Annotated in this window: 21 protein-coding genes; 3 read left to right on the top strand and 18 right to left on the bottom strand. The window is 62.9% G+C overall.

Annotation, left to right across the window (positions count from 1 at the left end; translation table 11 throughout):
* The first annotated feature begins 3 nt into the window (after nt 1-3).
* Nucleotides 4-1,437 carry a gamma-aminobutyraldehyde dehydrogenase gene (locus VEIS_RS16060; RefSeq protein ID WP_011811026.1) on the top strand — a complete coding sequence of 478 codons (1,434 nt, stop codon included), beginning with the start codon at nt 4-6 and terminating at the stop codon, nt 1,435-1,437.
* Nucleotides 1,438-1,475: 38 nt separating this feature from the next.
* On the opposite strand, the gene VEIS_RS16055 is transcribed toward VEIS_RS16060, so the two are convergent.
* Both VEIS_RS16055 and VEIS_RS16050 read right to left on the bottom strand, forming a co-directional pair.
* On the bottom strand, nt 1,476-2,144 hold the full coding sequence (locus VEIS_RS16055; protein WP_011811025.1) for a response regulator: 669 nt from the start codon (nt 2,142-2,144) through the stop codon (nt 1,476-1,478).
* Nucleotides 2,141-3,508 carry a HAMP domain-containing protein gene (locus tag VEIS_RS16050; RefSeq protein WP_011811024.1) on the bottom strand — a complete coding sequence of 456 codons (1,368 nt, stop codon included), beginning with the start codon at nt 3,506-3,508 and terminating at the stop codon, nt 2,141-2,143. The genes VEIS_RS16055 and VEIS_RS16050 overlap by 4 nt, the downstream gene beginning before the upstream one ends.
* 316 nt (nt 3,509-3,824) lie before the next feature.
* Between VEIS_RS16050 and VEIS_RS26585 the strand changes: the two genes are divergently transcribed.
* Nucleotides 3,825-4,037, top strand: a complete 213-nt coding sequence (locus VEIS_RS26585; RefSeq protein ID WP_157048546.1) for a hypothetical protein — start codon at nt 3,825-3,827, stop codon at nt 4,035-4,037.
* A 547-nt stretch (nt 4,038-4,584) separates the two neighbouring features.
* On the opposite strand, the gene VEIS_RS16040 is transcribed toward VEIS_RS26585, so the two are convergent.
* The 13 genes from VEIS_RS16040 to VEIS_RS15980 form a co-directional block, all read right to left on the bottom strand.
* Complete coding sequence (locus VEIS_RS16040) at nt 4,585-5,541, bottom strand: DUF1177 domain-containing protein (protein ID WP_011811021.1); 957 nt, start codon at nt 5,539-5,541, stop codon at nt 4,585-4,587.
* On the bottom strand, nt 5,538-6,272 hold the full coding sequence (pepE, locus tag VEIS_RS16035) for a dipeptidase PepE (protein WP_011811020.1): 735 nt from the start codon (nt 6,270-6,272) through the stop codon (nt 5,538-5,540). The genes VEIS_RS16040 and pepE overlap by 4 nt, the downstream gene beginning before the upstream one ends.
* 39 nt (nt 6,273-6,311) lie before the next feature.
* Entirely contained in the window at nt 6,312-7,493 is a 1,182-nt protein-coding gene (locus VEIS_RS16030; protein WP_011811019.1) for an aminotransferase class V-fold PLP-dependent enzyme, read from the bottom strand.
* A gap of 24 nt (nt 7,494-7,517) precedes the next feature.
* The gene (locus VEIS_RS16025) at nt 7,518-9,092 is read right to left on the bottom strand and encodes an OPT/YSL family transporter (RefSeq protein ID WP_011811018.1); all 1,575 of its coding nucleotides are present in this window, start codon (nt 9,090-9,092) and stop codon (nt 7,518-7,520) included.
* A 264-nt stretch (nt 9,093-9,356) separates the two neighbouring features.
* Entirely contained in the window at nt 9,357-10,481 is a 1,125-nt protein-coding gene (locus VEIS_RS16020; protein ID WP_011811017.1) for a zinc-dependent alcohol dehydrogenase family protein, read from the bottom strand.
* Nucleotides 10,482-10,515: 34 nt separating this feature from the next.
* Nucleotides 10,516-12,015 carry a sugar ABC transporter ATP-binding protein gene (locus tag VEIS_RS16015; protein ID WP_041950099.1) on the bottom strand — a complete coding sequence of 500 codons (1,500 nt, stop codon included), beginning with the start codon at nt 12,013-12,015 and terminating at the stop codon, nt 10,516-10,518.
* The gene (locus VEIS_RS16010) at nt 12,015-13,118 is read right to left on the bottom strand and encodes an SMP-30/gluconolactonase/LRE family protein (protein WP_011811015.1); all 1,104 of its coding nucleotides are present in this window, start codon (nt 13,116-13,118) and stop codon (nt 12,015-12,017) included. The genes VEIS_RS16015 and VEIS_RS16010 overlap by 1 nt, the downstream gene beginning before the upstream one ends.
* The gene (locus tag VEIS_RS16005; protein ID WP_011811014.1) at nt 13,115-15,235 is read right to left on the bottom strand and encodes an ABC transporter permease; all 2,121 of its coding nucleotides are present in this window, start codon (nt 15,233-15,235) and stop codon (nt 13,115-13,117) included. The genes VEIS_RS16010 and VEIS_RS16005 overlap by 4 nt, the downstream gene beginning before the upstream one ends.
* Before the next feature lie 38 nt (nt 15,236-15,273).
* Entirely contained in the window at nt 15,274-16,299 is a 1,026-nt protein-coding gene (locus VEIS_RS16000) for a sugar ABC transporter substrate-binding protein (RefSeq protein ID WP_011811013.1), read from the bottom strand.
* A gap of 66 nt (nt 16,300-16,365) precedes the next feature.
* Nucleotides 16,366-17,352, bottom strand: a complete 987-nt coding sequence (locus tag VEIS_RS15995; RefSeq protein WP_011811012.1) for an ABC transporter permease — start codon at nt 17,350-17,352, stop codon at nt 16,366-16,368.
* Between the two features lie 330 nt (nt 17,353-17,682).
* Entirely contained in the window at nt 17,683-18,537 is an 855-nt protein-coding gene (locus tag VEIS_RS15990) for a MinD/ParA family protein (RefSeq protein WP_041950098.1), read from the bottom strand.
* Between the two features lie 10 nt (nt 18,538-18,547).
* On the bottom strand, nt 18,548-19,309 hold the full coding sequence (locus VEIS_RS15985) for a GGDEF domain-containing protein (RefSeq protein WP_011811010.1): 762 nt from the start codon (nt 19,307-19,309) through the stop codon (nt 18,548-18,550).
* Nucleotides 19,310-19,378: 69 nt separating this feature from the next.
* Nucleotides 19,379-21,094, bottom strand: coding sequence for a SulP family inorganic anion transporter (locus VEIS_RS15980; RefSeq protein WP_011811009.1), 1,716 nt, complete (start codon nt 21,092-21,094; stop codon nt 19,379-19,381).
* 148 nt (nt 21,095-21,242) lie between these two features.
* Here VEIS_RS15980 and VEIS_RS15975 point away from each other — a divergent pair, with 148 nt between their 5' ends.
* Entirely contained in the window at nt 21,243-21,470 is a 228-nt protein-coding gene (locus VEIS_RS15975) for a hypothetical protein (RefSeq protein WP_041950097.1), read from the top strand.
* Between the two features lie 489 nt (nt 21,471-21,959).
* Here the strand turns inward: VEIS_RS15975 and VEIS_RS27790 are convergent, their stop codons facing one another.
* From VEIS_RS27790 to VEIS_RS15965, 3 genes are all read right to left on the bottom strand, one after another.
* The gene (locus tag VEIS_RS27790; RefSeq protein ID WP_157048545.1) at nt 21,960-22,112 is read right to left on the bottom strand and encodes a hypothetical protein; all 153 of its coding nucleotides are present in this window, start codon (nt 22,110-22,112) and stop codon (nt 21,960-21,962) included.
* Nucleotides 22,112-23,194, bottom strand: a complete 1,083-nt coding sequence (locus VEIS_RS15970; protein ID WP_011811007.1) for a TRAP transporter substrate-binding protein — start codon at nt 23,192-23,194, stop codon at nt 22,112-22,114. The genes VEIS_RS27790 and VEIS_RS15970 overlap by 1 nt, the downstream gene beginning before the upstream one ends.
* Before the next feature lie 254 nt (nt 23,195-23,448).
* On the bottom strand, nt 23,449-24,531 hold the full coding sequence (locus VEIS_RS15965) for a TRAP transporter substrate-binding protein (RefSeq protein WP_011811006.1): 1,083 nt from the start codon (nt 24,529-24,531) through the stop codon (nt 23,449-23,451).
* Nucleotides 24,532-24,711: the final 180 nt, after the last annotated feature.

Genomic DNA, 24,711 nt, shown 5'->3' with positions numbered 1-24,711 from the left:
CATATGAGAACTGAGTTGTTCATCGACGGGCAGTTTCTTCAAGGAGAGGAAAGTGCCGAAAGAATACTGAATCCTTCAACCGGAGAGTTGATCTGTGAAGTGCGCGAGGCTTCTCCGACGCAAATCAGTCGGGCTGTCGATGCTGCCCATCGCGCCTGGCCTGCCTGGGCGTCGACATCTGCCAAGGATCGCGCAGCAATGCTGCTCAAAGTGGCAGACCACATCGAGCAAAATGCCGCCGGATTGGCGCAATTGGAAGCACTGAATTGCGGCAAACCTTATCAGGCAGCGTTGGCTGATGAAATGCCGGCGATTGCCGATGTATTCCGGTTTTTTGCCGGTGCAGTACGCTGCATGACTGCTCCAGTGGCAACAGAATATCTGCCCGGCCATACCAGCATGATTCGGCGTGATTCGCTGGGTGTCGTGGCTTCGATTTCGCCATGGAATTATCCGTTGATGATGGCGGCCTGGAAAATATGCCCGGCAGTAGCGACTGGCAATACCATCGTGCTGAAGCCATCCGAGCAAACACCGCTGACCACGCTCAAACTGGCCGAGTTCATCGCCAGTATATTCCCGCCTGGTGTCATCAACATCGTCTGTGGTCGTGGTGAATCTGCAGGTGCCACATTGATTGCCCAGCCGCAGGTGCGCATGATTTCGGTGACTGGCGATGTGTCCACGGGACAAAAAGTCATGGAAGCGGCGGTGCGCGGTATCAAGCGCACGCATCTCGAACTGGGCGGCAAGGCCCCTGTCATCGTTTTTGACGATGCCGACATTGGCGAAGTCGTTGCCGGTATTCGTACCTTTGGTTATTACAACGCCGGCCAGGATTGTACGGCAGCGTGTCGCGTCTATGCCCAAAAGGGCATTTATGACAAACTGGTGGCAGATCTTGCCGCCGCAGTGTCGACGATTCGTATTGGCGAACCAGGCGATGTTGGCGTCGAGATGGGGCCTTGCATTTCCGAGCGCCAACGCAGCCGCGTCGCTGCTTTCGTTGAGCGGGCACGGGAAGAAAAGCACATCAAGGTCGTCGCTGGCGGCAAGATTGCTGATCGGCGCGGTTTTTTCTATCAACCTACCTTGTTGGCGAATTGCAAACAATCGGATGAGATCGTGCGCAAGGAGGTTTTTGGTCCTGTCGTTTCGGTGACCCCTTTCAGTGATCTCGACGAGGTCATCGGCCTGGCGAATGACTCTGATTATGGCCTGGCATCTTCGGTCTGGTCATCCGATGTGGGCAAGGCCATGCGCGTGGCAGCGGCGTTGCACTATGGCACCACCTGGATCAATACGCATTTCATGCTGGTCGCTGAAATGCCTCACGGCGGCATGAAAAAATCCGGCTATGGCAAGGATCAATCGATGTTTGCCTTGGAGGAATATACCTGTGCGCGCCATGTGATGGTGAAATTGCAAACGAAGTGACTGATTCCATTTCTGAATCGGACGATTTGGAGATGGAATCAGCTCGTCGCCCGATCGGGCCGGATCCAGGGTACGATATCGGCGGCAACGGCCAGTTTGACGAGTTGGATGTCCGATGACACGCCGAGCTTCTGGCGAATCATGCTGGCCCGGTTGGCGACGGTTTTTGCGCTCAGGTTGAGCGCTTGCGCGATTTCCTTGACCGGCGCGCCGGAAATCAGCAGCAGGAATATCTCGAACTCGCGCGGTGAGAGTGCATCGAAAATCTTCTGGCCGCGATCGTATCTGGAAAATACCAGCGACTGCGCCATGCTCGCGTCGAGATATCGATCGCCGCCGGCCACGGCAATCGCCGCTTCACGCAGGGTGTCGGGATCGCATTGTTTGCCGACAGCGCCAAGCACCCCGACATTGAGCGCCTGCTGCAGCAATACCGGGCTGACATACATCGAGAAGATGAGAATCTTCGCCCCCGGATGGTTCGACAATATCCTGCGGCTGGCATCGATACCGCTGGCGCCTTGCAGCATGATGTCCATGATCACCACATCCGGGTGCATCCGTTTGTACTGTGCGTAGGCCTCGTTGGCGCAATCGGCCTCCGCCACCACCTGGAAACCGGGCACCTGCTCCAGATAGCTGCGGTAGCCCGAACGCACCACGGCATGGTCGTCAACGATCAAGGTGCGGATGGTTTCAGTGTTCATACATGGCTATCGTTTCGCGCAGCCGCATCCAGCGGCAGGTGCATGCGCACGCACCACACCTTATCGTCGTGCAGCGCTCCTGCGGCAAAGCTGCCGCCCAGCGCCACGCAGCGGTCGCGCATGCCCGGCACCCCCAGACCGCCACCGCCGCTGCCTGAGTGCCCCGGAGAGAAGTCGTTGACGACCTCGATGGCGAGCATGGCCCGCCCCTGCACTTTGGCTTCGGTGTCGAAGCGGATGTCGACCCGCGTGCCCGTCGCGTGCCGGCGGGCGTTGTTCAGACATTCCAGGATCAGGCGATAGACGCTCACGTCCAGCGTCGGACCAAACGCGAGCCAGTCACCGCCCGCATCGAGCACCACGTCGATCTCCCGCCCGTCATCGCTGCGCAGGGGCTGGGCAGCCAGACGTTCGATGGCGCCACGCAACCCCAGCGTTTCGAGCTCCGGGGGGTGCAAGCCCATCAAGATTGCACGCAGCTTGGCCAGGATATGTGACTGGTGGCTGATCAAGGTGTCGACCGTGGCGGCGAAGTCGCTCAACTCGGGGCGCTGTGCGCACTTCAACTGCATCGTGCGCACCAGTGGCTGGAGAGCGACCAGATAAGGGCTGAGTTCGTCGTGCAGGTCGTGTGCCACCGAGCGCCGCGTGTTTTCCTCACTGTCGATGAGCTTGCGCAAAAGCGCTTGGCGCTCGGCGTTCGAGGCCGCTTGGCGCTCGGCCATGTGGTTGAACGACATGGCGATCTCCTGCATCTCCGGGCTGGCAAAGACCGGCAGGCGGGCGTCTTGCCGGCCCTTGGCCAGTGCGCGCAGCGCAGCGCATATCCGGTCCAGCGGCTTCAACGCATGGAACGTGAACCACAGGATCAGCAGCATCGTGGCCAGCGACAGGCCCGCCACCAGCGTCGCGCCGCGCACGAAGTCTGCCCACAGCTCAGTGAGTTCGTCGCTGGCGGCCGGCGTCACCTCGAAGTAGGCGAACACATGCTTGCCGTCCATGACGTTCTTGCGTGTCGCAGCTTTCGGCCCCGCCAGCCTCGCGACCAGCCAGGACGGCGCCGGCTTGGCAGGCGAGGATGCGCGCGCGAGCAAAGCACCGTCGGGTGCGCGCAGCACGACCCGGACATGGCGGATCCCGTCGAACCCATGCACCAGTGTCGCCAGCGCCTGGCGCTGCGCGGCTGCGCCACGGAGACTGGTGTCCACATGGCCTGGCAACAGGCTGATCACCCACGGCAAGGCACCGTCTGTCTCGACATTGGCACGCTCGGGGACTTCCAGTAACAGCAACAGGCTATAGCAGCCGACAAAGGTTGACAGGAACAGCACTATGACCAACGCCAGGCGATTCTTCAGCCTCATGCGCAGGCCAACCGAATCGGGCCGTCATGGCTGCGTGAACCAGGTTCCCCACGCACCGCGCGTCCCGTCCCGGGGGCGTTTGCGGCATTGCAAACCCCCGCCATGGCCGTGGTCATGACCATTGTCTGGCTTTCGCCTTGCATCCGCGCCGGCCCGGGCGCAGGCTTGGTCGTTGGGGGCTTGTTCAGCCTTGCCTTGTCTTTGCCGAATCCAGGGCGATTTCCGAAACCATGCCGAGCGCAGCACCAGATTGGAGACAGTCTGTCACGCATCAGGACATGACGGAGATCCAGTCGCGGGGTTGCCACAGGCTCTAGTGTCGCGTCACCGATCATCTGTCTGTCTGCGCTGGCCATCGAAGCGCATCGCGGCGTTGCATCGCTTGCCAATACGCTCGGTATGGGCGGCGCGATGCGCCTTGCGCTGCGCTCCGATGGCTGCGCGCAGCCTACGACATCTGATCGGTGACGCGACACTAGTCGCATTGGCAGGTCTCTGTCCAGGGGGTTCATCATGGCCGGATACATGAGCAACGCTTATGCCACGCCGCAGTCGCCGGCAGGCCAACACCTGGCCACGATTTCGCGCCGACGCGAGGGCTGCACCGTGGACCGGCTTCCGGTTTTGGGGAGGCTGACCCGCCCGCACTATGTGCCCCGCTGGCACGCCAACCCATTGTCCGCATTGGTTTTTTCGATCGAGGCGGAGCGGTTGCCGGGCACAGCCGAGGGGGCAGTCCAGGCGGCTTGAATGCCTTGCCCGGCAACGCAGTGGGGCGGGTGGTGGGCGTGATCTCGGCCTGCGGATTCAGCGCCGTATGGGTGATGCGGTCGGTCGGGGGTGCCCAAACCCTTGGGTACAAACCAGGGTCGGAAAAAGCCGGGACCATCATGGATGCCAGATTGCGGGCGGATGGGTGGTGCAATGCCCAGGGTGAGGCATGCCCTCATGCACAACGTCCCCCCGCATCCTGAAGCAAGCGCATATGCTCAGCGCCCTGCACGAAATCCCTGACCCGAGCACAGCCAAACCAGGGGAAAGTACTGCCGGGGACGGGAAATTTATCCAACGCAGCACTACACCCCCGGGTTGCCCATGGTTTGAAGAATCGTCATGGGGCCGTACATTTTTCGCATCTGCGCGAACTCGGTGGCAGAGTGAAATGCGCAGCGTCCCCAGGTGAATTGCTTGGCCACCTCCACGCCGAATCTGGCGGCCGCCGCGATGTCGATTTCCTGGCTGGCGCCGCTGTCGCTGCCGGCGACGATGGCCTGCGCGATGAGTGCCACGCCGACGACTGGCGCACTGGTTGCAACGCAGGGCTGCATGATGCTGTTGAAATGGTAGAGGCCGTTGTCGTAAGGGGTGATGTCTTGCATCGTGATCGGGAAGGTCACGGCGGGCCGACCTGAGACCGTTTCCATCACTGACACCAGATCATTGCTGACGCGCAGGATATAGCCTTCCTTGATGGTCGGTGAAATCGCATAGCCGCGCTGCTTGATGATGCGGTTGCCGCGGCTGGTGTCGAATGACAGGATCGCATCCATCGCTGGATCGACCTCATGGAGATTCATGAGCGCCGAGGAAACCGGCATGCCCATGAAATCGACCGGCTCACGCGGCGTGATGGATGCGTCAAGCGACAAATGCGTGGTCACCAAGGCGTCGCCTTCGATGGCGTCTCCCTTTGCCTTCATGTGGGACAGTTTGAGCGCGCAGACGAGCGCGGCCAACACACCGTCGGCGTCGGACACCAGGCCAATCCGGTGAGGGCGGGCGCCCATCGCACCGCAACGGCCAATCAGCCCGATGGTTGGCGCAGTGCCGCCGGAGGTGGCGCCGTTGCGACCGGGGATGAGGATGCGAATGAAATCCGTCGTCCTGGTGGCGTCCTCTTCATTGGCTACCGTGGTCACCGTGACCTCGACCCCTTGCGCGGCGAATGGGGCAAACATGGCCTTGATTTCCTTGCCATCGACACCCGCACCATCGAGGAGTTCGTAGATGTCCAGCGTTTGTTTCATTGTCATTCAGTGCCTCTCGTACCCGGGGTTGCTTCAATTTGTCGTGCCATCAAAAAGGAAAGGTCGCCAGCATGGATCTCACGCGGCTCGTTTCCTTCCTTGAACAGCAGCGCCGGCTTGGGGCCGCACAGCACCGTCTGCTGCCCATCAACCTCCAGCCAATCACCTTCGGGCAAGCCAAGCACCGGCATGTCCGGATTGATCCGCGTGAATTCTGCGATGCGCTGCGAGCGCGTTTCACCCTGATGGCCTGCGGGTAGTTCGTTGTTGTAGTGCGGGTTGATCTGAAACGGCAGCAGATTCAAGGCATCAAAGCCTTTGGGATCGACGATCGGCATGTCGTTGGTGGTGCGTATCGTTGGGCATGCCAGATTGGTTCCCGCGCTCCAGCCGATGTATGGCGTGCCGACGGCGACCTTGGCACGGATTGCTTCCAGCAGACCGTGCTGACGCACGAGTTGCAACAGACGCCAGGTGTTGCCGCCACCGCCCAGAATCAGTTCGGCTCCCTGTATGGCTGCCACCGGGTCGTCTGACTGGTGCACGCCATCGACATGAATGCCGATGGGCGCCAGGGCTTGCCGGACCTTGTTCAGGTAATCGTCCCAGCCAATGGTCACGCCCGCGTAGGGGATGAAGATGGCGCGCCGGCGGTTGATTTTTTCAACGGCCGCGAGCGCATGCTGCAAATACGCGCCGCCAGGGTTGATCGAATTGGAAAGCAATAGCAGTCGCATGGCAGTTGTTCCTGTAAAAATGCTAAGGCAAATCCGTGGTCAGAGTAGTTCTCGAATCAGGGCGACGGCACGCTCAATTTCTGCTTCGGTATTGAAGTAATGTGGCGAAATGCGCGCCATTTTGCTGATCTGGTGACGCTTCATGATGGGGGTTGCCATGAAGTGTCCGGCCTCGATAATGACGCCATGCGCATCGAGATGCTGCACTATCTTGTCCGCATCAACGCCATGGATGTTGAACGGGATGATCAACATGCGATCATGCACCGACTCGGGGCCATAAATTTGTGCCCCGGGAATGCTGAGCAAGCGCTCTATCGTATAGGCAGTCAGCCGCGCCACACGGCAGGCAATCTGGTCGATGCCCATCTGATTGGCATAGTCGATTGCTGCGCCCAGGCCGATCATGGACGGCATGATCGGGCAGCCGGCTTCAAAACGTTTGCCTGTGAGCGGCAAGGTAAAGCTGTTTCGTTCCGGGTCGAAACTGCTGTTCCACCATCCTGTCAATACCGGGGTAAGCCTGGGAATCAGTGCTGCGCGGACATACAAAATTCCGGTTCCTTCGGGGCCGCGCAGTGCCTTGCGACCGCATGCCACAAGAAAATCACAACCCAGTGCACGCACATCGATGGGGAGCAGGCCGAAACTTTGCGAGGCATTGATCAAGCTCATGATGCCGCGTTCTTGCGCCAGCCTGCACACCGCTGCAATGGGCTGGACCGCGCCAGTCGCATTCGGCAGATGCGTGACCGAGATCAATCGGGTGCGAGGTGTCATCAGGGCGGCCAGGGCAAGAGGCTCAAGCAAGCCCTGCGCGTTGGAAACGACGGTGCGAACCAGGATGCGTCTGGTCTGTTGCAGCAGCAGCCATGGCGTGAGGTTGCTCAGCATTTCGAAGTCGGTGATGATGACCTCATCACCCTCCTGCCAGTCCAGGCCCTGCGCGACCAAGCTGATGCCTTCCGAACCATTTTTGTTGAATGCAATTTCTTCGCTTGAGGCGGCGATGAAAGCAGCCGTGGAAGCGCGAATTTCCTCCAGCCTGGCATAGGTTTCGCGCCGAAACGACGGCAGGTAGGGGCCTGTCGTGGCGGTGCGCTCCAGATAGCCGGTCACCGCCTGCAACACCTGGCGCGGCATGACAGAGGCCGCCGCATTGTCGAGGTAGGCGATGCCGGGGTCGAGGCAAAGATCGTTTCTGATGGTGTCGAGATTCATATTGTGCAGGTCCTCTGGGTCGAATCATTTGCTGATGAAGATCGGCTTGAAGAAGTTGTAGAGCGCATCGCCCGCAATGAACCCGGCCGCCATGGTGTTGCAGGCGGTTTCCCCGGCGTTCTTGTACCTGCGCACGATAAACAGGCGCAGCAACAATCCGGCCAACACTGCCCAGCCAGCAGCCGGCACATTGATCAACAAGCCGGTTGCCATCAGCACGCCAAGCTGGCGCTTGGCGCCTCCAACCCATTGCAGCAGGGCACCGGGAATGGCCCAGATCAGAAGATTCATGGCGATCTCTTTGGAAACCCCGGCGGCGATCGTCGCCGCATACACTTTGCCGACCGGCGGGAAGAGGTTGCGGGCAAAGAAATTGTCATAGACAAGCAGGACGCACAGGGCCGAAACAGCGAAACCGATCATCCCGGCAATCAGTTGCTGACGGCGCCCTTCACGTTCCAGTTCAGGGTCTCTTCCCTCGCCGCGCAGCAGGTAGCCTGTTTTCAGGTCATAGCCCATGTCGGCAAAGGCCGGTCCGGTGGAGGCACTCAAGCCGACCAGAATCGCCAGTGCCGCAGGCGGAAAGCCGATCAGGATGCCGATGATCAGGGTGATGAGCGCAACCGCAAAGGCAGGAAACCAGCCGGCATGCATCGCCGCAATACCGACGATCAATTCATGCACATAGGCCGCAAATGCCGCAAACAGCAAAAATCCCAGAAACATGGGCAAGCTCATCTCGGCGGCGAGTCCGGCGACCAGGGCAGCGATGAGCGAGACCAGCAGAAACGCGACAAACCCCTGTCCCAACACGCTGACGATTTTGCGATCCTCTTCAACGACCGCATGCTTGCCCTTGTTTTTCATGACCGATGCGCTCACTTGCACCAAGGCCACGATGCCCGCGCCGATCATGATGCCGTGCGGGATGAACAGCTTGTTGATATCCATTCCGAGCACCGGGGTGGCGTAGCCCCGAATCAGAAGACCGATGCCAAACATCAGCAGTGCCCACATATTGCCGATGAAAGCGACGCCCAGCGCCGACATCGGTATATGAAGCATGGACCCCAGCACACCAACCAGCAAGCCCCCGCCAAGCATCATGGCCTTTTTGCCACCCTGGTCGCCTGCGATGATCGATTCCGCTGTCGCCACACCCGCCGGCCAGGTGCCGCTGGCAGGAAAAACCTTGGAACCGAACATTCGGTAAAGCATCACGCCATCCAGAAACATCGCCAGTGTTGCCCCGATCAGCATGGGCATGATCAATTCGGGACGCCCCATGGCAAACGGAACCCCGATAGGAATGAACAGACTGTTGGCCGCGCCGAAAGTGGCCGAGGAAATGGCTGTCTGAACCTGGTTTTGGCGATGCACCGAGCGAAATCTCCTGAGCAGCGCGATGGGTATGCGAGAAATGATGATGGCAATCAAGGCGCCAATGATCGAGGTATTGGCAGAGATGCCCAGCGTAACAATCATCTGGATACCGACCACCGAACCAAGGATGGAGACCATGATGAGAACCACGAGCATCAAGGGTTCGAGCACACGCGGGTGCTTTTGCTCGGATATCGCAGGCGTCTGGGCAAGCATGGTATTTTCCTGGCTGTTTTCTCGTATGTCCCTATGTCATGGACTACGTTCTTTGAAATGGAACATGCTTCAGGAAGCGGAGGGAAGTTGTGTGTAAGGGCATGGGGCTGAGGGCATCGAACGGGATATCGACCCGACAGCAATGCGCCGCCGCGCCGATTCTCCAATGTCGATGGCGTCACCCGGGAACACGCTCATTGGAGTACCTTCGGCTGCGGTATGAGCGCCTTCGGGCGGCCGGGTGGCCGGGCGGCGATCATGCGTTCAGAACACGATCACGTCGCGCAGGCTCTCGCCGCTGTTCAGGCGATCGAATCCGGCGTTGATGTCGTCGAGTGGGTGGCGCTGTCCCATCAGGCGATCGATCGGCAACTGGCCGCCGAGGTACATGGCAATGTAGCGCGGCACATCGCGTACCGGCACGCAGGAGCCGATGTAGCTGCCTTTGACCGTGCGCTCCTCGACCACCAGGCTCAGTTGCCGCAGCGGCCAGCGATCGGTCGGGGCGGGCAGGCCCGCAGTGACCGTCATGCCGCCGCGCCGCGTGATGCTGTACGCGGTCTCCATCGAGGGCACGGAGCCGGCCATCTCGAAGGAATAGTCGACGCCTCCGTGGGTCAACGCGCGGATCTGCTCGACGGCGTCCGGATCGCGCGCATTGACGGCGGCGCTGGCGCCCAGGCTGCGCGCAAGCGCCAGTTTGCTGTCATGGATGTCGACGGCCACGACCTGCCTGCAGCCCGAGGCCACGGCCGCCAGCAGCGCGCACAGGCCGACGCCGCCCAATCCCACGAGCGCTGCTGTCGAGCCTGCCTGCGCGCCTGCGGTGTTGATCACGGCCCCCACACCGGTCAGAACCGCGCAGCCGAACATGGCCGCTTGCACGGGGTCGATGTCGGCGTCGACCTTCACGCAAGATTGGCGCGAAACCACCGCATGATCGGAGAACGCGGAAACGCCGGTGTGGTGGTACACCGCCGTATTGCGCAGGCGCAGGCGTTTGTCGCCGCCGAAAAGAGTGCCATTGCCGTTGGCTTCGGCCGCCGGTTCACACAATGCGGGGCGTCCTTGCATACAGGGCATGCAATGGCCGCAACTCGGCACGAATATCAGTACCACCAGATCCCCGGCGCGCAGATCGGTCACGCCGGCGCCCGTTCTGACGACCCTTGCCGATGCTTCGTGGCCCAGCGCCAGCGGCAAGGGCCGCGGCCGCACGCCGGTGATCACCGAAAGGTCGGAGTGGCACAGGCCCGCGGCCACCATTTTCACCAGCACCTGGCCCGGGCCGGGCTCGTCGAGCTCGAGCTCCTCGATGCGCAGTGGCCTGGTTTGCGCGAACGGTGTCGCGGCGTTCATTTCGTGCAAGACGGCAGAGCGGATCAGCATGGCAGGCTTTCGTTGGCGTTCAAGGAATGATCGATCAGTGCACGGCGGCGTACAGCACCTTCTCTTCGGAAGCCTCGTCGATCGAGAACTCTTCGACGATGCGGCCCTGGCGGGAAACCAGAATCCGATCCGAGAGCTTGAGCACCTCGGGCAGGTACGAGGAGATCACGACCACGGCCATCCCGGCGTCGGCCAGTTCGTCGATGGCGCGATGCAATTCGGCGATGGCGCCCACATCGACGCCGCGCGTCGGTTCATCGAAGATGATGAGCTTGGGGCGCTGGACCAGCGAACGCGCAATCACCACCTTTTGCTGGTTGCCGCCCGATAGTTCGATCACGCGCGCCGAACTATCGATGGCGCGGACGTTCAGCTTGGCCGTCCACTCCTTGGCCAGTTCCAGCATTTCTGAACGGCTCACGAACCTGTGGGCATTCAGATCGGCGCCGAGCAGATTCAGATAGATGTTCTGGGCAATCGACATCGTCTCGAAGAAGCCTTCGAGCTTGCGATCCTCGGTCACGTAGACGATGCCATCCTTGACGGCGGCCCGCGGGATCCGATAGCGCACCGAGCGCCCTGCGAGCCGCACTTCTCCGCCATGGAAAAAGTCCCGCTTGAGCACGCCGGCAATGATCTTGGCGGTCTCCGTGCGCCCGGAGCCAATCAGGCCGAAGATGCCGGTAATCTGTCCGCCAAAGATCGAAAACGATGTGTTGCGCACCATCTTGCCCATCGACAGGTTCTGTACGCTCAACACCTTGGGGCCGTAATCACGCGCGGCCCGCTTCCGGTCCGCGCCGCCGTACAGCTCGTCCGACAGGGTGCGGCCGACCATCGCGGCGATGATCTTCTCGCGGTCGAATTGGGCCGCATCTCCGGTGATCACATGCTGCCCGTCACGCAGCACCGTGATGCGGTCGGAAATGGCCAGCGCTTCCTCCAGCGCGTGGGTGATGAACACGATCGATACCCCGCTGCCCTTCAGGCGCGCGACGAGGGCGAAGAAATGGTGCTTTTCTTCCGGAGTCAATGTCGCCGTGGGTTCGTCGAAGATGATGACCCTGGCCTGGTGGTGCACGGCCCGGGCGATTTCGACCATCTGCTTTTGCGCCGCGCCCAACTGCGACACATACATCGTCGGATCGACATCGAAGTTCAGCGATTGCAGGAACTGCTGGGCCGAGATGTAGATGCCGCGCAGCCGGTTGAGGAATTTCTCTTTGCCCAGATAGAGGTTCTGGGCCACCGTCAGCGACGGGACCAGGCTGGTCTCCTGGAACACCATGGCAATCCCGTTGCGCAATGCATCGGCCGGGTCGGCAAACGAGACCGCCCGGCCGCTCAGCAACACCTGGCCAGAGCTTGCCGGGTAAACCCCGGCGATGATCTTGGTCAGCGTCGATTTTCCGGCTCCGTTTTCGCCCAGCAGCGAATGCACCTCCCCTGCACGCAGCGCAAAGTTCACATGGCGCAGCGCCGCCACACCGTGGAACTCTTTGGTGATGTTCTTGAGCTCGATGATCTGGTCCATCATGTCAGCGCCAGCCCCAACAGTTCATCGCCGCCCTTGGCCGTGACCCAGAGCGATCCGTCGTGCTCGAGCGCCGATGTGACGCCATGGCGGCGTCCGCCGGTTCTGCTGTGCAGGCTTTGGATCGGCACCAGGCAATCGCCAAGCTCAACGATCAGGCCGTAGGATCGGGTCGGCGCCCAGGGCTTGAGAATGCCCATCTGTTTCAGGGCGCCGCCCTGCATCGGTTCCAAGACGGACTTGCCGCTGCTCAGGGCCGGCGCGATCCACAGCTCCGGATCGACCTCCTGCATCATTGCGCGCCGATAGACCGGCTCGCGGAGCACAAATTCGATCAGCTGGTTGCGCGGCGCAAAAATGCACAGCCAGTACCCGCCACGCCCCGATGGCGACAGCCGGCCCGGATAGCCCGGCAGGTCCTCCAGCGGCTGGGCCTGCATCCTGCCTTCCGGTGTCAGTTGGATCAGGCGCTTTTCCCAACTCTCGCTGACGATCAGGCTGCCATCGCGGGCGAGCGCAATGCCGTTCGGATAAGCCAGGCCGTCGGCGATCAGCGTCGCTGCACCGCTGGCCATGTCGAGCCGCCAGACCGCGCCTGAGCGGCCGCCGGTCAACAGATCACGCGGCCAGTCGTTGCCACGGTGCCGGGTCGAACCGATGCACACCAGCAGGGTTCGATCGTCGGCAAAGGCCAGCGCCGTGACGTTGCGCCATTCGGGCGACGACGGCGCCTGGCCAGAGGCCATCAGCCTGCGTGGGCCGTCCCAATGCTCCTGGATGCTCAGTCCGTCGGTATCGGTGGCGACCACCAGGCGCCCTGAAGGCGATGCCGCCAGCGCCAATATGGTGCCGCCCATCTCTTGCTCGACATGGGCACTGCCGGCGCCGCCAAAGTCGATCTGCCTGACCCTTGTGCCGCTGGAGTACAGCACCCGCCCCGCGCACTGCACCAGGTTGTCCGGTGCTGCGGCAGGCAGGCCAATCGCTGCCTCCTCCAGCCGGTTGTTCGGCTTGAACGCCCCATCGAGCGGCGGCACCGTGACGGCGGACCGGCCCCGCCCCAGCAGGTGGTCGATGAAGTCCCGGAACGCCCCGCTTTTCATTGCCTGCCCCAGTAGCTCTGATAGCTGCTCCAGCCTGGGTCTGCCCGCTCCAGGCGCACCCGCCCGATCCGGTTGTTCGTGATCCCGCCCAGATACAGCCAGCCCTTGTGCTCGCGCATCGAGGTGATCATCGGATGGTTCTTCGCTCCCTGATCCCACATCGACTCCAGGATGTTCCCCTGGTCGTCGAAGCGCGCGACGCAGCCGATGTTCAGGTTCGGATACAGCCACTGGTCCGGCGCGATGCGCCTGGCCATCCGGCGCCTGAAGCCCGGCATGCGCAACGCGACATCCAGCGCGGGCGAGCGCATCCCCATCAGCGCGACCCAGTAGGTACCGTCAGAGGCACGGTTGATGTTGTCCGGGTAGCCCGGCAGCCTGTCGATCAGACATTCCGTGCGGCCGGCCTTCGGGCCGCTGATCCAGTACCGGCTGATCGTGCAGGCCCAACTCTCGGCGAAAAGCATGGACTGCCCATCGTGCGCCAGGCACACGCCGTTCGGAAACACCAGGTTGCGCACCACGGTCTGCGTTTTGCCGGAGCGCGGGTCGTAGCAGATGATCCGTCCGTTGCCGCGGCTTTCCAGCGCATCCACGGGCCAGTCGTGCATCTCGTAGCGGATCGTTGCCTCGCTGAAGAAGACCCGCCCGTCGGGCGCAATGTCCAGGTCATCGGCCAAGCGCAGCCGCGAATCGTCGATCACGGAGAACGCAGACCGGTTGGTCTCGTCCGTGAGCTTGGACAGCTTGCGATCGACCCCGATCCGGTACAGGCCCATGCCGCCGACACAGACGAGCAGGTTGCGCTCCTTGTCGAACGTCATCCCCAGCGGCGTTCCGCCGATATGGGCGAAGACCTCCGAGTGCTGGTAGCCGGGGGGCGTAAAACGCACGATGTCGCCGTGGCGCGTGCCGCAGTACAGGAAGTCGTCATCGTCGAGGATCACATCCTCGGGCGACTCGACAACGCCCAGGCCGATGGTTTGCACACCCGACAGGCGATCGTTCAAAGCCAGCGGCGAGCCGGAACCGGCAGCAATCGGGCGCGGCGGTCGGAGCGCAATATAGGTCGGCGAGACGTAGAGCTTGGACAGCAGCTTGTCGCGGTGCTTGAGCCATCTGACATCGATGAACACGGCAAAGAGCAAGGTCAAGCCCAGAACCATCGGGCCGGAACCGCTGTTCAGGCCGATGCGCAGCACCCCGTTGGTCAAAATCAGCACCGTGACCGCGCCGATCAGCGCCTTGACCACGGAGCCGCGCCCTCCGCCCAGGCTGTTGCCGCCCAGCACCACGGCGGTCAGGGCCGATATCTCCAGCCCCATGCCGGTGTCGGTGCCTGCGCCGCTGAGCCTGGCCGCATAGAGGATGCCGCCCATCCCGCACAGCATGCCGGAGATCACATAGGCCCCGCACACCGTTGCGCGCACCGGCAAGCCGATGTTGTGCGCAGAACGGCGCGAGCCACCGATGGCCATTGCCCGCCAGCCGGGCCGGCTGCGCGTCAGCGCAATATGGCCGACCACGGCGACCGCCGCCAGCACCACGAAGCTGAAAGGCAGTCCGGCGATATGCCCCAAGCCCATCAGATCCCACAGGTCCGATTCAAAGAACCCGACCGACATGTCTTGCGCATAGCGCAGCAGCAGCATGTCGACGATCGCGCGCACGATGATCAGGGTGACCAAGGTCGTCAGGAATGCGCGCAGGCGCAAGTAACCGATCAGCACGCCGTTGACCAGGCCCACCGCAGCGCAGACCAGCATCACGATCGGAATGACCGCCGGCAGCGGCAGATTGGCCAGGTTCAGCAATGCCAGCGTCAGGAAGTTGCCGAGCGCAAAGTTCGAGCCCACGCTCAGGTCGATGCCGCCGACGATGACGACGATCATCATCGCCAGGCACACCAGCGCGAATTCACCGAACTGCCGCGATGTCGTCTGCAGGTTGCCGGCCGTAAAGAACTCGGGAATCAGCTGGCCGAAGACCACGACGACGCAGACCATGACCAGCAGGGCGATGGCGTTGTCTATCCATTTCTTGGACAGAATCTCGCCGATCAGATGATCGGGGACCAGCCGATACCTGAGCGCGACCCAATTGCTTTCGGAGGCCACGGCATGTTCTCCCGACGCGGTGATCGATCAGGCCGGGTTCAGCGCAAGAGTTTGGCGTACACGGTCGGATCGAAGCAGGTTCCGTCCTTTACCTCGCTCTTGGTCAGCACGCGCGTTGGCGAGTACAACTGGAACTTCAGGGTGCCCGCCTTTGCCTTGGTTTGCAGCAATGCGCTGATGGCCGTGAAGGCGTCACGCCCCATGCCCACCGCGTCGTAGTTGATGACGGCCGAGAAGATGCCGTCATTGAGTCGATCGCATGTGCTTTGCGCGCCGCCGCCGGAGGTCACGAAGTAGACCTTGCCCTTCTTGCCCGCCTGCACGATCGCCGCACCGGTGCCTGCGGCCTGACCGTCCCAGACATCGATCACGCCGCACAGGTCCGGGTTTTGTTGCAGCACGGTTTCGGTGATCGCCCGCGCCTTGGTCGCATCCCAGTCTGCGGCCTGGCTGGAGACCAGCTTGAGGTCCGGGTTTTCGGCCAGCACTTTCTTGATGCCTTGCACCTGGTAGTAGCTGACACCGCCGGTCACCACGCCCTGGACGATGGAGATTTTGTGCGAGGTGTTGGTCCCCTTGCCACAGGCTTTGACCATCATGTGGGCCACCTGCTGGCCCAGCGCGATGAAGTCAGGCCCGACGAAGGCGTCGGTCTGCACGGCGCCCTGCATGTTCATCTGAATCACATGGATGCCGGCCGCGTTGGCCTGCTTGAGCAGGCGCGCGAGCGACTGCAGGTCCGGGTTCTGGGTCACGATCACATCGGGTTTTTGTGCGATCAATGAGGTCATGCCCTGCGCCATTGCGTCCGTCGACCAGTTCGGATCCTGGGAAATGAATTTCATGCCATAGCGGTCGGCCTCTTGCTTGATGACCCCGCCCCAGGCCTGTGCCAGGTCAAAGCCGAGGGAGATCGGCAGATAGGCGATGGTCTTGCCGCGCAGCGCTGCCAGCGCCGGCTCACGGAACGGATCGTTCATCTCCTTTTGCGCCCAGGCGCTGCCCGCACCCAGCGTCATGCCGATCACGGCGGTGGCCATCAGTTTCCGGAAAGTCGGGTGCATGCTGGTGTCTCCTTGTTGAAAGTCGTCGAAAGCGGGAATGGAAGCCGGAATGGATCAGCGCAAGGCTCAGATATCGCCCTGCTGCCCGGTTTGCTCATCGCGGGGATTGACGATGCTGTCGGCCACGATGGCGATCAGCAAGATCATGCTTTTGATGACGTTCTGGACCGTGTACTGGATGTCCATGATCGTCATCCCGTTGAGCAGCACGCCAATGAGCAAGGTGCCAACGATGACGTTGCGCACACTGCCCTTGCCGCCACTCAATCCGACACCGCCCAGAATCACGACCAAAAGGACGTCATAGATCAGGTTGGAATTGACGATCCGCGTGTTCATCGCCTGCACCGAGGTTGCGGTGATCACCCCGGCAAAGAATGCGATGGCGCCGGACAGGCCGTACTGCAGCGTCAGGATCGGCCGCACGGCGATGGCCCCGATGCGGGCGGCTTTCAGGTTGTCCCCCACGGCAAAGACGAATTGGCCGGCCTTGGTGTACCGAAGCAAGAGATAGCAGACCAGCGCGCACAGCGCTGCCATGACGATGGGCATGGGCACGCCCAGCAGCGCCCCCTGTCCGAGCGCAAGAACCCATCCCATGCCCTGCGGCACATACACCACGTCGGTGCCGGTGATCAGATGCGCCCGGCCAAACCCGTAGACCAGGGTGCCCATCGCCAGCGTTGCGAAGAGCGGCGGAATCTCCGCATAGGCCACCAGCAGACCATTCACCAGCCCGACGACGAGCGCCAGCGCCAATCCGATGGCCAACGCAAGGCCCACAGGGACGCCGCGATGGACCAACTGCACGCTCCACGCGACCGAGATCGCCATCGTGGCGACGAGCGAGAGATCGACCCCGCGCCCGAGCACCACGATCAGCATGCCCAAGCCCAGCATGCCGAGCACCGCAACGCTGCGCAGCAACGACAAGATGTTGGCCGCGGCGAGGAAATTCGGCAGCGTGGACGCGAATCCGATGAACAGCAAGAGCGTCAGGCCGAACACGATCTTCTCTTGGTTGAGCTGCCCAACGAATCGTGTTGCCGTCATGGTTTCTTGCCTCTGTGTCGATAACCGCTGCAAGCAGCAACGCCGGGATCACGCCATGGACCAGTGCGCTGGTAAGGGCGTGAATTTAGTGTGTGCAGACGAAGCGGGGTATTTGTTTTTCGTTAAACCCGGGTTTCTCCCTACAGGGCGGCCGCAGGGCCAGAAGGGTCATCGGGCCGCCGGCGCCGCGCCTGTCCTGCCCATGGGGTGCTGAGCACGGCGCAACGGCGCCAGCGCGCTGCGGGGCGGCAGCGCCACGATGGCCGTCAAGCGCGGCCAAGCAGGCGCTGCCGCATGTCGCCAAGACCCCAAGACCCCAAGCCAAAGGTATCAGGCTGCGGGCACGAGCAATGTGGTTTCGATCTTGTTGGCCAATTGGGCAATGGCCAGGGCGGCCGGGCAGCCGGGGGTTTGCAGTAGCAGCAGATGGCGGCGCATCACGGCATCGCGCACGGACGGGTCGGACGGAATGTCGCCCATGTGGATCAGGCGCATCGGGTGGCCCGATTCGGTGCTGATGAAGCGGTCGAGCACCTGTTGCAACTGGCCGGTGATGGCTCGGCCGTCGCCCGGGCGTGTGGCCTGGTTGATGACCATGCGCACATGCTGGCGCTTTTGCTGCATGGCCAGCACCTTGATGGCGGCATAGGCGTCCGTCAGCGAGGTGGGCTCGGGCGTGGCCACGATCAGCACCTCGCAAGCCAGCGACACCGAAAACAGCACCAGGTCAGAAATACCGGCGCCGGTGTCGAGCAGCAGCAGGTCGTAGCGCGGCGTGAGCGCCTCGATCACGCTCAGGAACTGGCTGCGCACCTCGGGCGTCAGGCGCGAATACTCGGCCATGCCCGAGCCGGCCAGCAGCGCGTCGAACCCGCCGGGGGTGGTCATCACGGCGTCTTCGAGCCTGGCCTTGCCGGTAAAGACATCGTGCAACGTGGTCTTGGGGTGCAGGTTCAGCATCACGTCGAGGTTGGCCAGGCCCAGGTCGGCATCGAGCACCAGCACGCGCTGGCCGGTGCGGGCCAGGGCCGCTGCCAGGTTGGCCGAAACGAAGGTCTTGCCAACCCCGCCCTTGCCGCTGGTCACCGCAATGATGCGGGCGCCCGCCGAGCCGGCGGACACCGCTGCGGCCGGTCCAGCCGGGGCGGCTGGCGCTGCGGGTGGGAGGGACGGCGCGGCGCTCATCGTCTGACTTTCAATAGGCATTGTCGGCCGGGTCCAGCGAGCAGCCCGAGGGCGGAGGGCGGCGCGGGCCAAACAACAGGCTTTTTTCTTCGGCGCTGACGGTGCTGTCGGCCTGCGCCTCGATGCTGATGCGGTTGCAGCCTGCCGATCGGGCCTGGGCGAGTTGCTGCTCGGCCCGGTCGCTCCACAGCCGTGCCGTCGAGCGCAGCCCCGGCAGCGCAAACGCGCCGCCGATGCTCACCGTGACATCCAGCGCCACTGCGGCCGAGAGCTGGATCGGCGCGTTCGCCACGACGCGCCGGATGCGCTCGGCCACCACCTGGCCGAACCCGGCATGGCAAGCGGGCAGAACCACGGCGAAGGCGGCGTCGCCACAGCACGCCAGGGTGTCCATGGGGCGCAGGCAGGCGCTGAGTGTGCGGGCCACCGATTGCAGCACCATGGCGCCGGCCCGGTGCTCGGGCCTGTCGCTCAGTGGCTTGGAATGGTCGATGGCGAGCATCAGCAGCAAGGCGGTCTCGCCCGAGCGGGTCACGCGGTCGATCTCGCGCTCTTGCACTGCCTGCAACTGCCTGCGGCTGGCCAGGCCCGTCAGGGGGTCCAGAAGGGACAGTTCGCACAGGCCGTCGATCAGGCCCTGCAAGTAACGCGCAGGCGCCGTTGCGCCCTGCCAGGCGGTCTGGTAGCCGCCTGCCTGGGCCAGCAGCGCATGGGCCGCATCCAGGCGCAGGTCGCGCAGATCCACGAAAGAAGAGGCCGCAGAGTCAGACACCGGTCAAGCCCAAAAAGTTGGCTTGCAGTGTAGCAGTGCGTCAGACGGCACAAAGCCATCCGGCGGCGCTCAGACCCGGGCCATCGGCCCAGGCTCGAGATCCGGTCGTGGCAATTGCGACAGTTGTTGCAACGCCTGCAGCGCCTCGGCGTCGGTGCGGTACATGGCCAGCCCGGCGCACGGCGCCAGCAGTCCGGCCTGGCGCAGCACCTGCTCTACCGGCAGTTTCAGGCCGCTCAGGTGCAGCATCCCGCCCCTGGACTGCATCAGCGCCAGCAACTGCGCAAAGGTCTCCACCCCGGTCACGTCGATGCGGTTGATGGACTGGGCCAACAGGCACAGGTGCAGCACCTGCGGATGCGCAGCCAGGTGCTCGGTCACCCGCCGCTCCAACGCGTTGGCGGAGGCAAAATCGAGCGCGGCATCCATGCGCAACGCCAGCAGCCGTGGCGCGAGCGGGGGCAACTGCCACAGATGGCGATCGCGCATGCTGCCATCCGGATGCAGGCCCGCCTCGATGATGCGGGGGTGCAGCCGCAGGTACAGAAAATGGCTCAGATTCATCAGCAGGCCCGCCAGCACGCCCCAGTACATGCGCGGTGCCGTGGCCAGCGTCAGCGCAAAGGTCACGCCGCCGATCACGGCCTCCACATGCGACACCCGCCACAGCCTCGTCAGCACTGCGGGCCGGATCAGGCTGGTCACCGCCGTGACCACCACGGCCGCCAGCACGGACTGCGGCACATGGTATAGCGCCGGTGTCAGCCACAGCAGCACCAGCAGCACCAGCGCGATGGCAAACAACGTGGCCCAGCCGCTCTTGGCGCCGGCATACAGGTTGATGGCCGAGCGCGAAAACGAAGCGCTGGTGGCAAAGCTGCCGCACAGACCGCTGCTGATCTTGCCCAGACCCTGGCCGATCAGATCCTGGTTTTCGTCCCATTGCACGCCCGAGCGCTGGCTCTCCACCTTGGCACTGGAGGCTGTCTCCAGAAAACTCACCAGCGTCACCACGAGCACCGGCATCACCAGGGCCGAGAAACTGGACCAGGGCAGAGCGCCCGGCCAGTACAGGGCGGGCAGACCCGAAGGCAATGCGCCCACCACAGCGCCACCGGCGTCGGCATAGCCCAAGGCCCAACTCGATGCGCCAGCCGCCCCCACCACCACGATGGCGGTCGGAAAATGCGGCCGCCAGCGCCGCGCCAACAGCAACAGCGCCAGGCTGCCCAGGCCGAAGGCCGCCGCAGTCAGGTCAAACAAACCCGGCGATGGTGTGGACCACAGCGCCCCCCAGTCGGTGGCCCGCAGGCCGGTGAGCGATCGCAGTTGCGAGCCCAGGATCAGCAGCGCAGCCGCCTGCGTAAAACCGCTGAGCACCGGCGAGGTGATCAGATTGAGCAGCCAGCCAAAACGCGCCAACCCCATCACCAACTGCAACAAGCCCGAGAACAGCGCCATCCACGCCGCCAGCGCCACCCACTGGGCGCTGCCGGGCTCGGCCAGCCCGGTGAGCGCGGCCCCGATCAACAAACTGGTCAGTGCCGTAGGCCCCACCCCCAGGCGGGTGGAGGAACTGAACAGCACGGCGACCAATGCCGGAATCAACGAGGCATAAATCCCGGTGACCAAGGGCATACCGGCCAGCGCGGCATAGGCCACGCCTTGCGGCACCAGCAACAGCCCCACCGTCATGCCGGCCCAGAACTCCCCTTTGAGCAGTTGGCGGTCGGGTCGGGGCCAAGCGAGAAAGGGCAGCCAGCGGGTCAGCGATGACAAATTCATGGCCGATTGTCGCGCATCACCATGTCGGCCTTGGTTTGCGGGCAGGCCGGGGAACTTGGCGGCGCCGTCCTACAAACACTTCAGCGCCGTCCGACCCGGCGGCCGTGCGCTGCGACCCAGACTGCAAACCCGGCAAAGGAGTAACCATATGAACGAGTTGAAAACCACCGCCTGCCAAGCACCCCGCATCGCCAGCATCCTGGCCGTGAGCGCACTGGCCTGGGGCCTTGCAGCCTGCGGCAAAGAGGAGCACGCAGCAGAGGAAAACCAGCACCCCGTCGCCGGGAAAACCGGGCCGGGCTTGGAAAACAAGGCGCAGCCCATGCCGAATCGGGCGCAGACCGACAGCCGCCTGCGTGATGGCCGCGATGGATGACGCCGCCATTGCCGCCCAGGCCAGCGCCGCACTGCGCCAAGACCCGGGCGCGGTCGGGATGGATGTCGACACGGTGAACGGCACAGTGACATGGGACGGACCTGCGCCATCGACCCGTTGCCCGCAGCCGCGCCGAGACCAGCGCCAAAGCCGTCAGCGGCGTGACGTCGGTGGGCAGCCAATGGGTCGTTATGGCGCCCCAAAGGGGGGTTGTTCAAGGTTTCACAAGACTGTTCAACCCCGGCAAGGCGATCTACACTGGGCCGCGCCGCATACGGAAAAAGGATACGAGAGAGGGAGGGAGGAAGCCGGTGTACGGCGGGCAGATTCTTGAAAGAACGGGGGCCGGGGGAGCGAAAATTTCCGGAAACACACCGTCATCAGGACTTCTGCAGGCATCCCCAAAAATCGGGGCGGAACCGATGAAGTACGCCCCAAACCCGGCGCAAGACCGGATGATTTCGGATGATTCCTTCGGCCAGTGTCGCGTCACCAATCAGATGTCGTAGGCTGCGCGCAGCCATCGGAGCGCAGCGCAAGGCGCATCGCGCAGCCAATACCGATCTGTATTGGCAAGCGATGCAACGCCGCGATGCGCTTCGATGGCCAGCGCAGACCGACAGATGATCGGTGACGCGACACTAGATCTTCTGCACCGCCATGAAGTTGTCGTAATGCCCTTCGGCGACACGGAACCACAGGATCTGGTCGCGCAAGAAGGTGCGCATGTCGGCGTAGATCTTCTTCCACTCAGGGCTTTTGGCGTCGTTTTCTGCGAACACTTCCATCGAGGCTTTGAACGAGGCGTCGAGCACGGCCGGCGAGAACCGCAGCACCTTGGCTTGGGCGGCCAGCAGCCGTTTGAGGGCCACGGGGTTCAGCGCGTCGTATTTGGCCAGCATGTCGCCATGGGCCATGCCGGCAGCGGCTTCGACGATGGCCTTGTTGTCCGCCGACAGGCTGTCGAAGGCTTTCTGGTTGATGTACAGCGCTACCTCCGGGCCGCCTTCCCACCAGCCGGGGTAGTAGTAGTACGGGGCCACCTTGTGGAAGCCCAGTTTCTGGTCGTCGTAGGGGCCAACCCATTCAACGGCGTCGAGCGTGCCTTTTTCCAGCGCCTGGTAGATTTCACCGCCGGGGATGCTTTGCGGCACGGCGCCGAGCTTTTGCATCACTTCGCCGATCAGGCCGCCACCGAGGCGTATCTTCATGCCCTTGAAGTCGGCGGGGGACTTGATTTCCTTGCGGTACCAGCCACCCATCTGTGCGCCGGTGTTGCCGCAGGGAAGGCTGATCATGCTGTAGGCGCCGTAGAACTCGTTCATCAGCTTGCGGCCGTTGCCGTGCATCATCCAGGCGTTCATCTGGCGGGCGTTGAAGCCGAAGGGCACGGCCGATCCCAGTGCAAACGCCGGGTTCTTGCCATAGAAGTAGTACGGCGCGGTATGCGCCAGTTCCACGGTGCCTTGCTGCACGCCATCGACCACGCCAAAGGGCGGCATCAACTCGCCGCCGGCATGCACGGAGATTTCAAACTTGCCGCCCGACATGGCTTTGACGGCCTTGGAGAACACTTCTGCGCCGCCGTAGACGGTGTCCAGCGACTTGGGAAAGCTCGAAGCCAAACGCCAGCGGATGGCGGTCTGCGCGTGGACGGCAGGCGCTGCGCCTGCGGCCAGCACGCCGGCGATGCCGGCATGTTTGATGATGGAACGACGCTGCATGAGGATTTTTCTCCGATGCCTTGGCCAGCCCCTTCGTCCACACCCGGCCTTGCACGCCCAAGACCCGGCGCAAAGCCGGTCGATTTTTTCGGCCAGTGTCGCGTCACCAATCAGATGTCGTAGGCTGCGCGCAGCCATCGGAGCGCAGCGCAAGGCGCATCGCGCAGCCAATACCGAGTGTATTGGCAAGCGATGCAACGCCGCGATGCGCTTCGATGGCCAGCGCAGACCGACAGATGATCGGTGACGCGACACTAGATCTTCTGCACCGCCATGAAGTTGTCGTAATGCCCTTCGGCAACGCGGAACCACAGGATCTGGTCGCGCTGGAAGGTGCGCATGTCGGCGTAGATCTTCTTCCACTCAGGGCTTTTGGCGTCGTTTTCTGCGAACACTTCCATCGAGGCTTTGAACGAGGCGTCGAGCACGGCCGGCGAGAACCGCAGCACCTTGGCTTGGGCGGCCAGCAGTTGTTTGAGGGCCGTGGGGTTCAGCGCGTCGTACTTGGCCAGCATGTCGCCATGGGCCATGCCGGCGGCGGCTTCGACGATGGCCTTGTTGTCCGCCGACAGGCTGTCGAAGGCTTTCTGGTTGATGTACAGCGATATCTCCGGACCGCCCTCCCACCAGCCGGGGTAGTAGTAGTACGGGGCCACCTTGTGAAAGCCCAGTTTCTGGTCGTCGTAGGGGCCGACCCATTCAGCGGCGTCGAGCGTGCCTTTTTCCAGTGCCTGGTAGATTTCACCGCCGGGGATGCTTTGCGGCACGGCGCCGAGCTTTTGCATCACTTCGCCGATCAGGCCGCCCCCGAGGCGCATCTTCATGCCCTTGAAGTCGGCGGGGGACTTGATTTCCTTGCGGTACCAGCCGCCCATCTGTGCGCCGGTGTTGCCGCCAGGAAAGCTGATGATGTTGTAGGCGCCGTAGAACTCGTTCATCAGCTTGCGCCCGTTGCCGTGCATCATCCAGGCGTTCATCTGGCGGGCGTTGAAGCCGAAGGGCACGGCCGATCCCAGTGCAAACGCCGGGTTCTTGCCATAGAAGTAGTACGGCACGGTATGCGCCAGTTCCACGGTGCCTTGCTGCACGCCATCGACCACGCCAAAGGGCGGCATCAACTCGCCGCCGGCATGCACGGAGATTTCAAACTTGCCGCCCGTCATGGCTTTGACGGCCTTGGAGAACACTTCTGCATAGCCGTAAATGGTGTCCAGCGACTTGGGAAAGCTCGAAGCCAGACGCCAGCGGATGGCGGCCTGCGCGTGGACGGCAGGCGCTACGCCTGCGGCCAGCACGCCGGCGATGCCGGCATGTTTGATGATGGAACGACGCTGCATGAGGTTTTTTCTCCGATGCCTTGTTGATCGATGAGGGGTACAGATGAGGGGCCAATGGGGATCACGGCCTGAGGGATTTCATTTGGATTTCATTCCGGCCCCGGGGCCATTGTAGAAACATGCCGGTGGCGCTTTTTGCGGGTTTTCCCGTGCCATCGGGGCCCCCTCGGTATCGTCCGC

Source organism: Verminephrobacter eiseniae EF01-2 (genome assembly GCF_000015565.1).
Classification (GTDB): domain Bacteria; phylum Pseudomonadota; class Gammaproteobacteria; order Burkholderiales; family Burkholderiaceae_C; genus Acidovorax; species Acidovorax eiseniae.
This window is presented reverse-complemented; position numbering and strand designations above follow the sequence as displayed.

Bases quoted from the DNA above. Each gene is read 5' to 3' on its own strand.
- VEIS_RS16060 (WP_011811026.1), top strand. From the start codon at position 4: ATGAGAACTGAGTTGTTCATCGACGGGCAGTTTCTTCAAGGAGAGGAA.
- VEIS_RS16055 (WP_011811025.1), bottom strand. From the start codon at position 2,144: ATGAACACTGAAACCATCCGCACCTTGATCGTTGACGACCATGCCGTG.
- VEIS_RS16050 (WP_011811024.1), bottom strand. From the start codon at position 3,508: ATGAGGCTGAAGAATCGCCTGGCGTTGGTCATAGTGCTGTTCCTGTCA.
- VEIS_RS16040 (WP_011811021.1), bottom strand. From the start codon at position 5,541: ATGACAATGAAACAAACGCTGGACATCTACGAACTCCTCGATGGTGCG.
- pepE (WP_011811020.1), bottom strand. From the start codon at position 6,272: ATGCGACTGCTATTGCTTTCCAATTCGATCAACCCTGGCGGCGCGTAT.
- VEIS_RS16030 (WP_011811019.1), bottom strand. From the start codon at position 7,493: ATGAATCTCGACACCATCAGAAACGATCTTTGCCTCGACCCCGGCATC.
- VEIS_RS16025 (WP_011811018.1), bottom strand. From the start codon at position 9,092: ATGCTTGCCCAGACGCCTGCGATATCCGAGCAAAAGCACCCGCGTGTG.
- VEIS_RS16020 (WP_011811017.1), bottom strand. From the start codon at position 10,481: ATGCTGATCCGCTCTGCCGTCTTGCACGAAATGAACGCCGCGACACCG.
- VEIS_RS16015 (WP_041950099.1), bottom strand. From the start codon at position 12,015: ATGGACCAGATCATCGAGCTCAAGAACATCACCAAAGAGTTCCACGGT.
- VEIS_RS16010 (WP_011811015.1), bottom strand. From the start codon at position 13,118: ATGAAAAGCGGGGCGTTCCGGGACTTCATCGACCACCTGCTGGGGCGG.
- VEIS_RS16000 (WP_011811013.1), bottom strand. From the start codon at position 16,299: ATGCACCCGACTTTCCGGAAACTGATGGCCACCGCCGTGATCGGCATG.
- VEIS_RS15995 (WP_011811012.1), bottom strand. From the start codon at position 17,352: ATGACGGCAACACGATTCGTTGGGCAGCTCAACCAAGAGAAGATCGTG.
- VEIS_RS15990 (WP_041950098.1), bottom strand. From the start codon at position 18,537: ATGAGCGCCGCGCCGTCCCTCCCACCCGCAGCGCCAGCCGCCCCGGCT.
- VEIS_RS15980 (WP_011811009.1), bottom strand. From the start codon at position 21,094: ATGAATTTGTCATCGCTGACCCGCTGGCTGCCCTTTCTCGCTTGGCCC.
- VEIS_RS15975 (WP_041950097.1), top strand. From the start codon at position 21,243: ATGAACGAGTTGAAAACCACCGCCTGCCAAGCACCCCGCATCGCCAGC.
- VEIS_RS15970 (WP_011811007.1), bottom strand. From the start codon at position 23,194: ATGCAGCGTCGTTCCATCATCAAACATGCCGGCATCGCCGGCGTGCTG.
- VEIS_RS15965 (WP_011811006.1), bottom strand. From the start codon at position 24,531: ATGCAGCGTCGTTCCATCATCAAACATGCCGGCATCGCCGGCGTGCTG.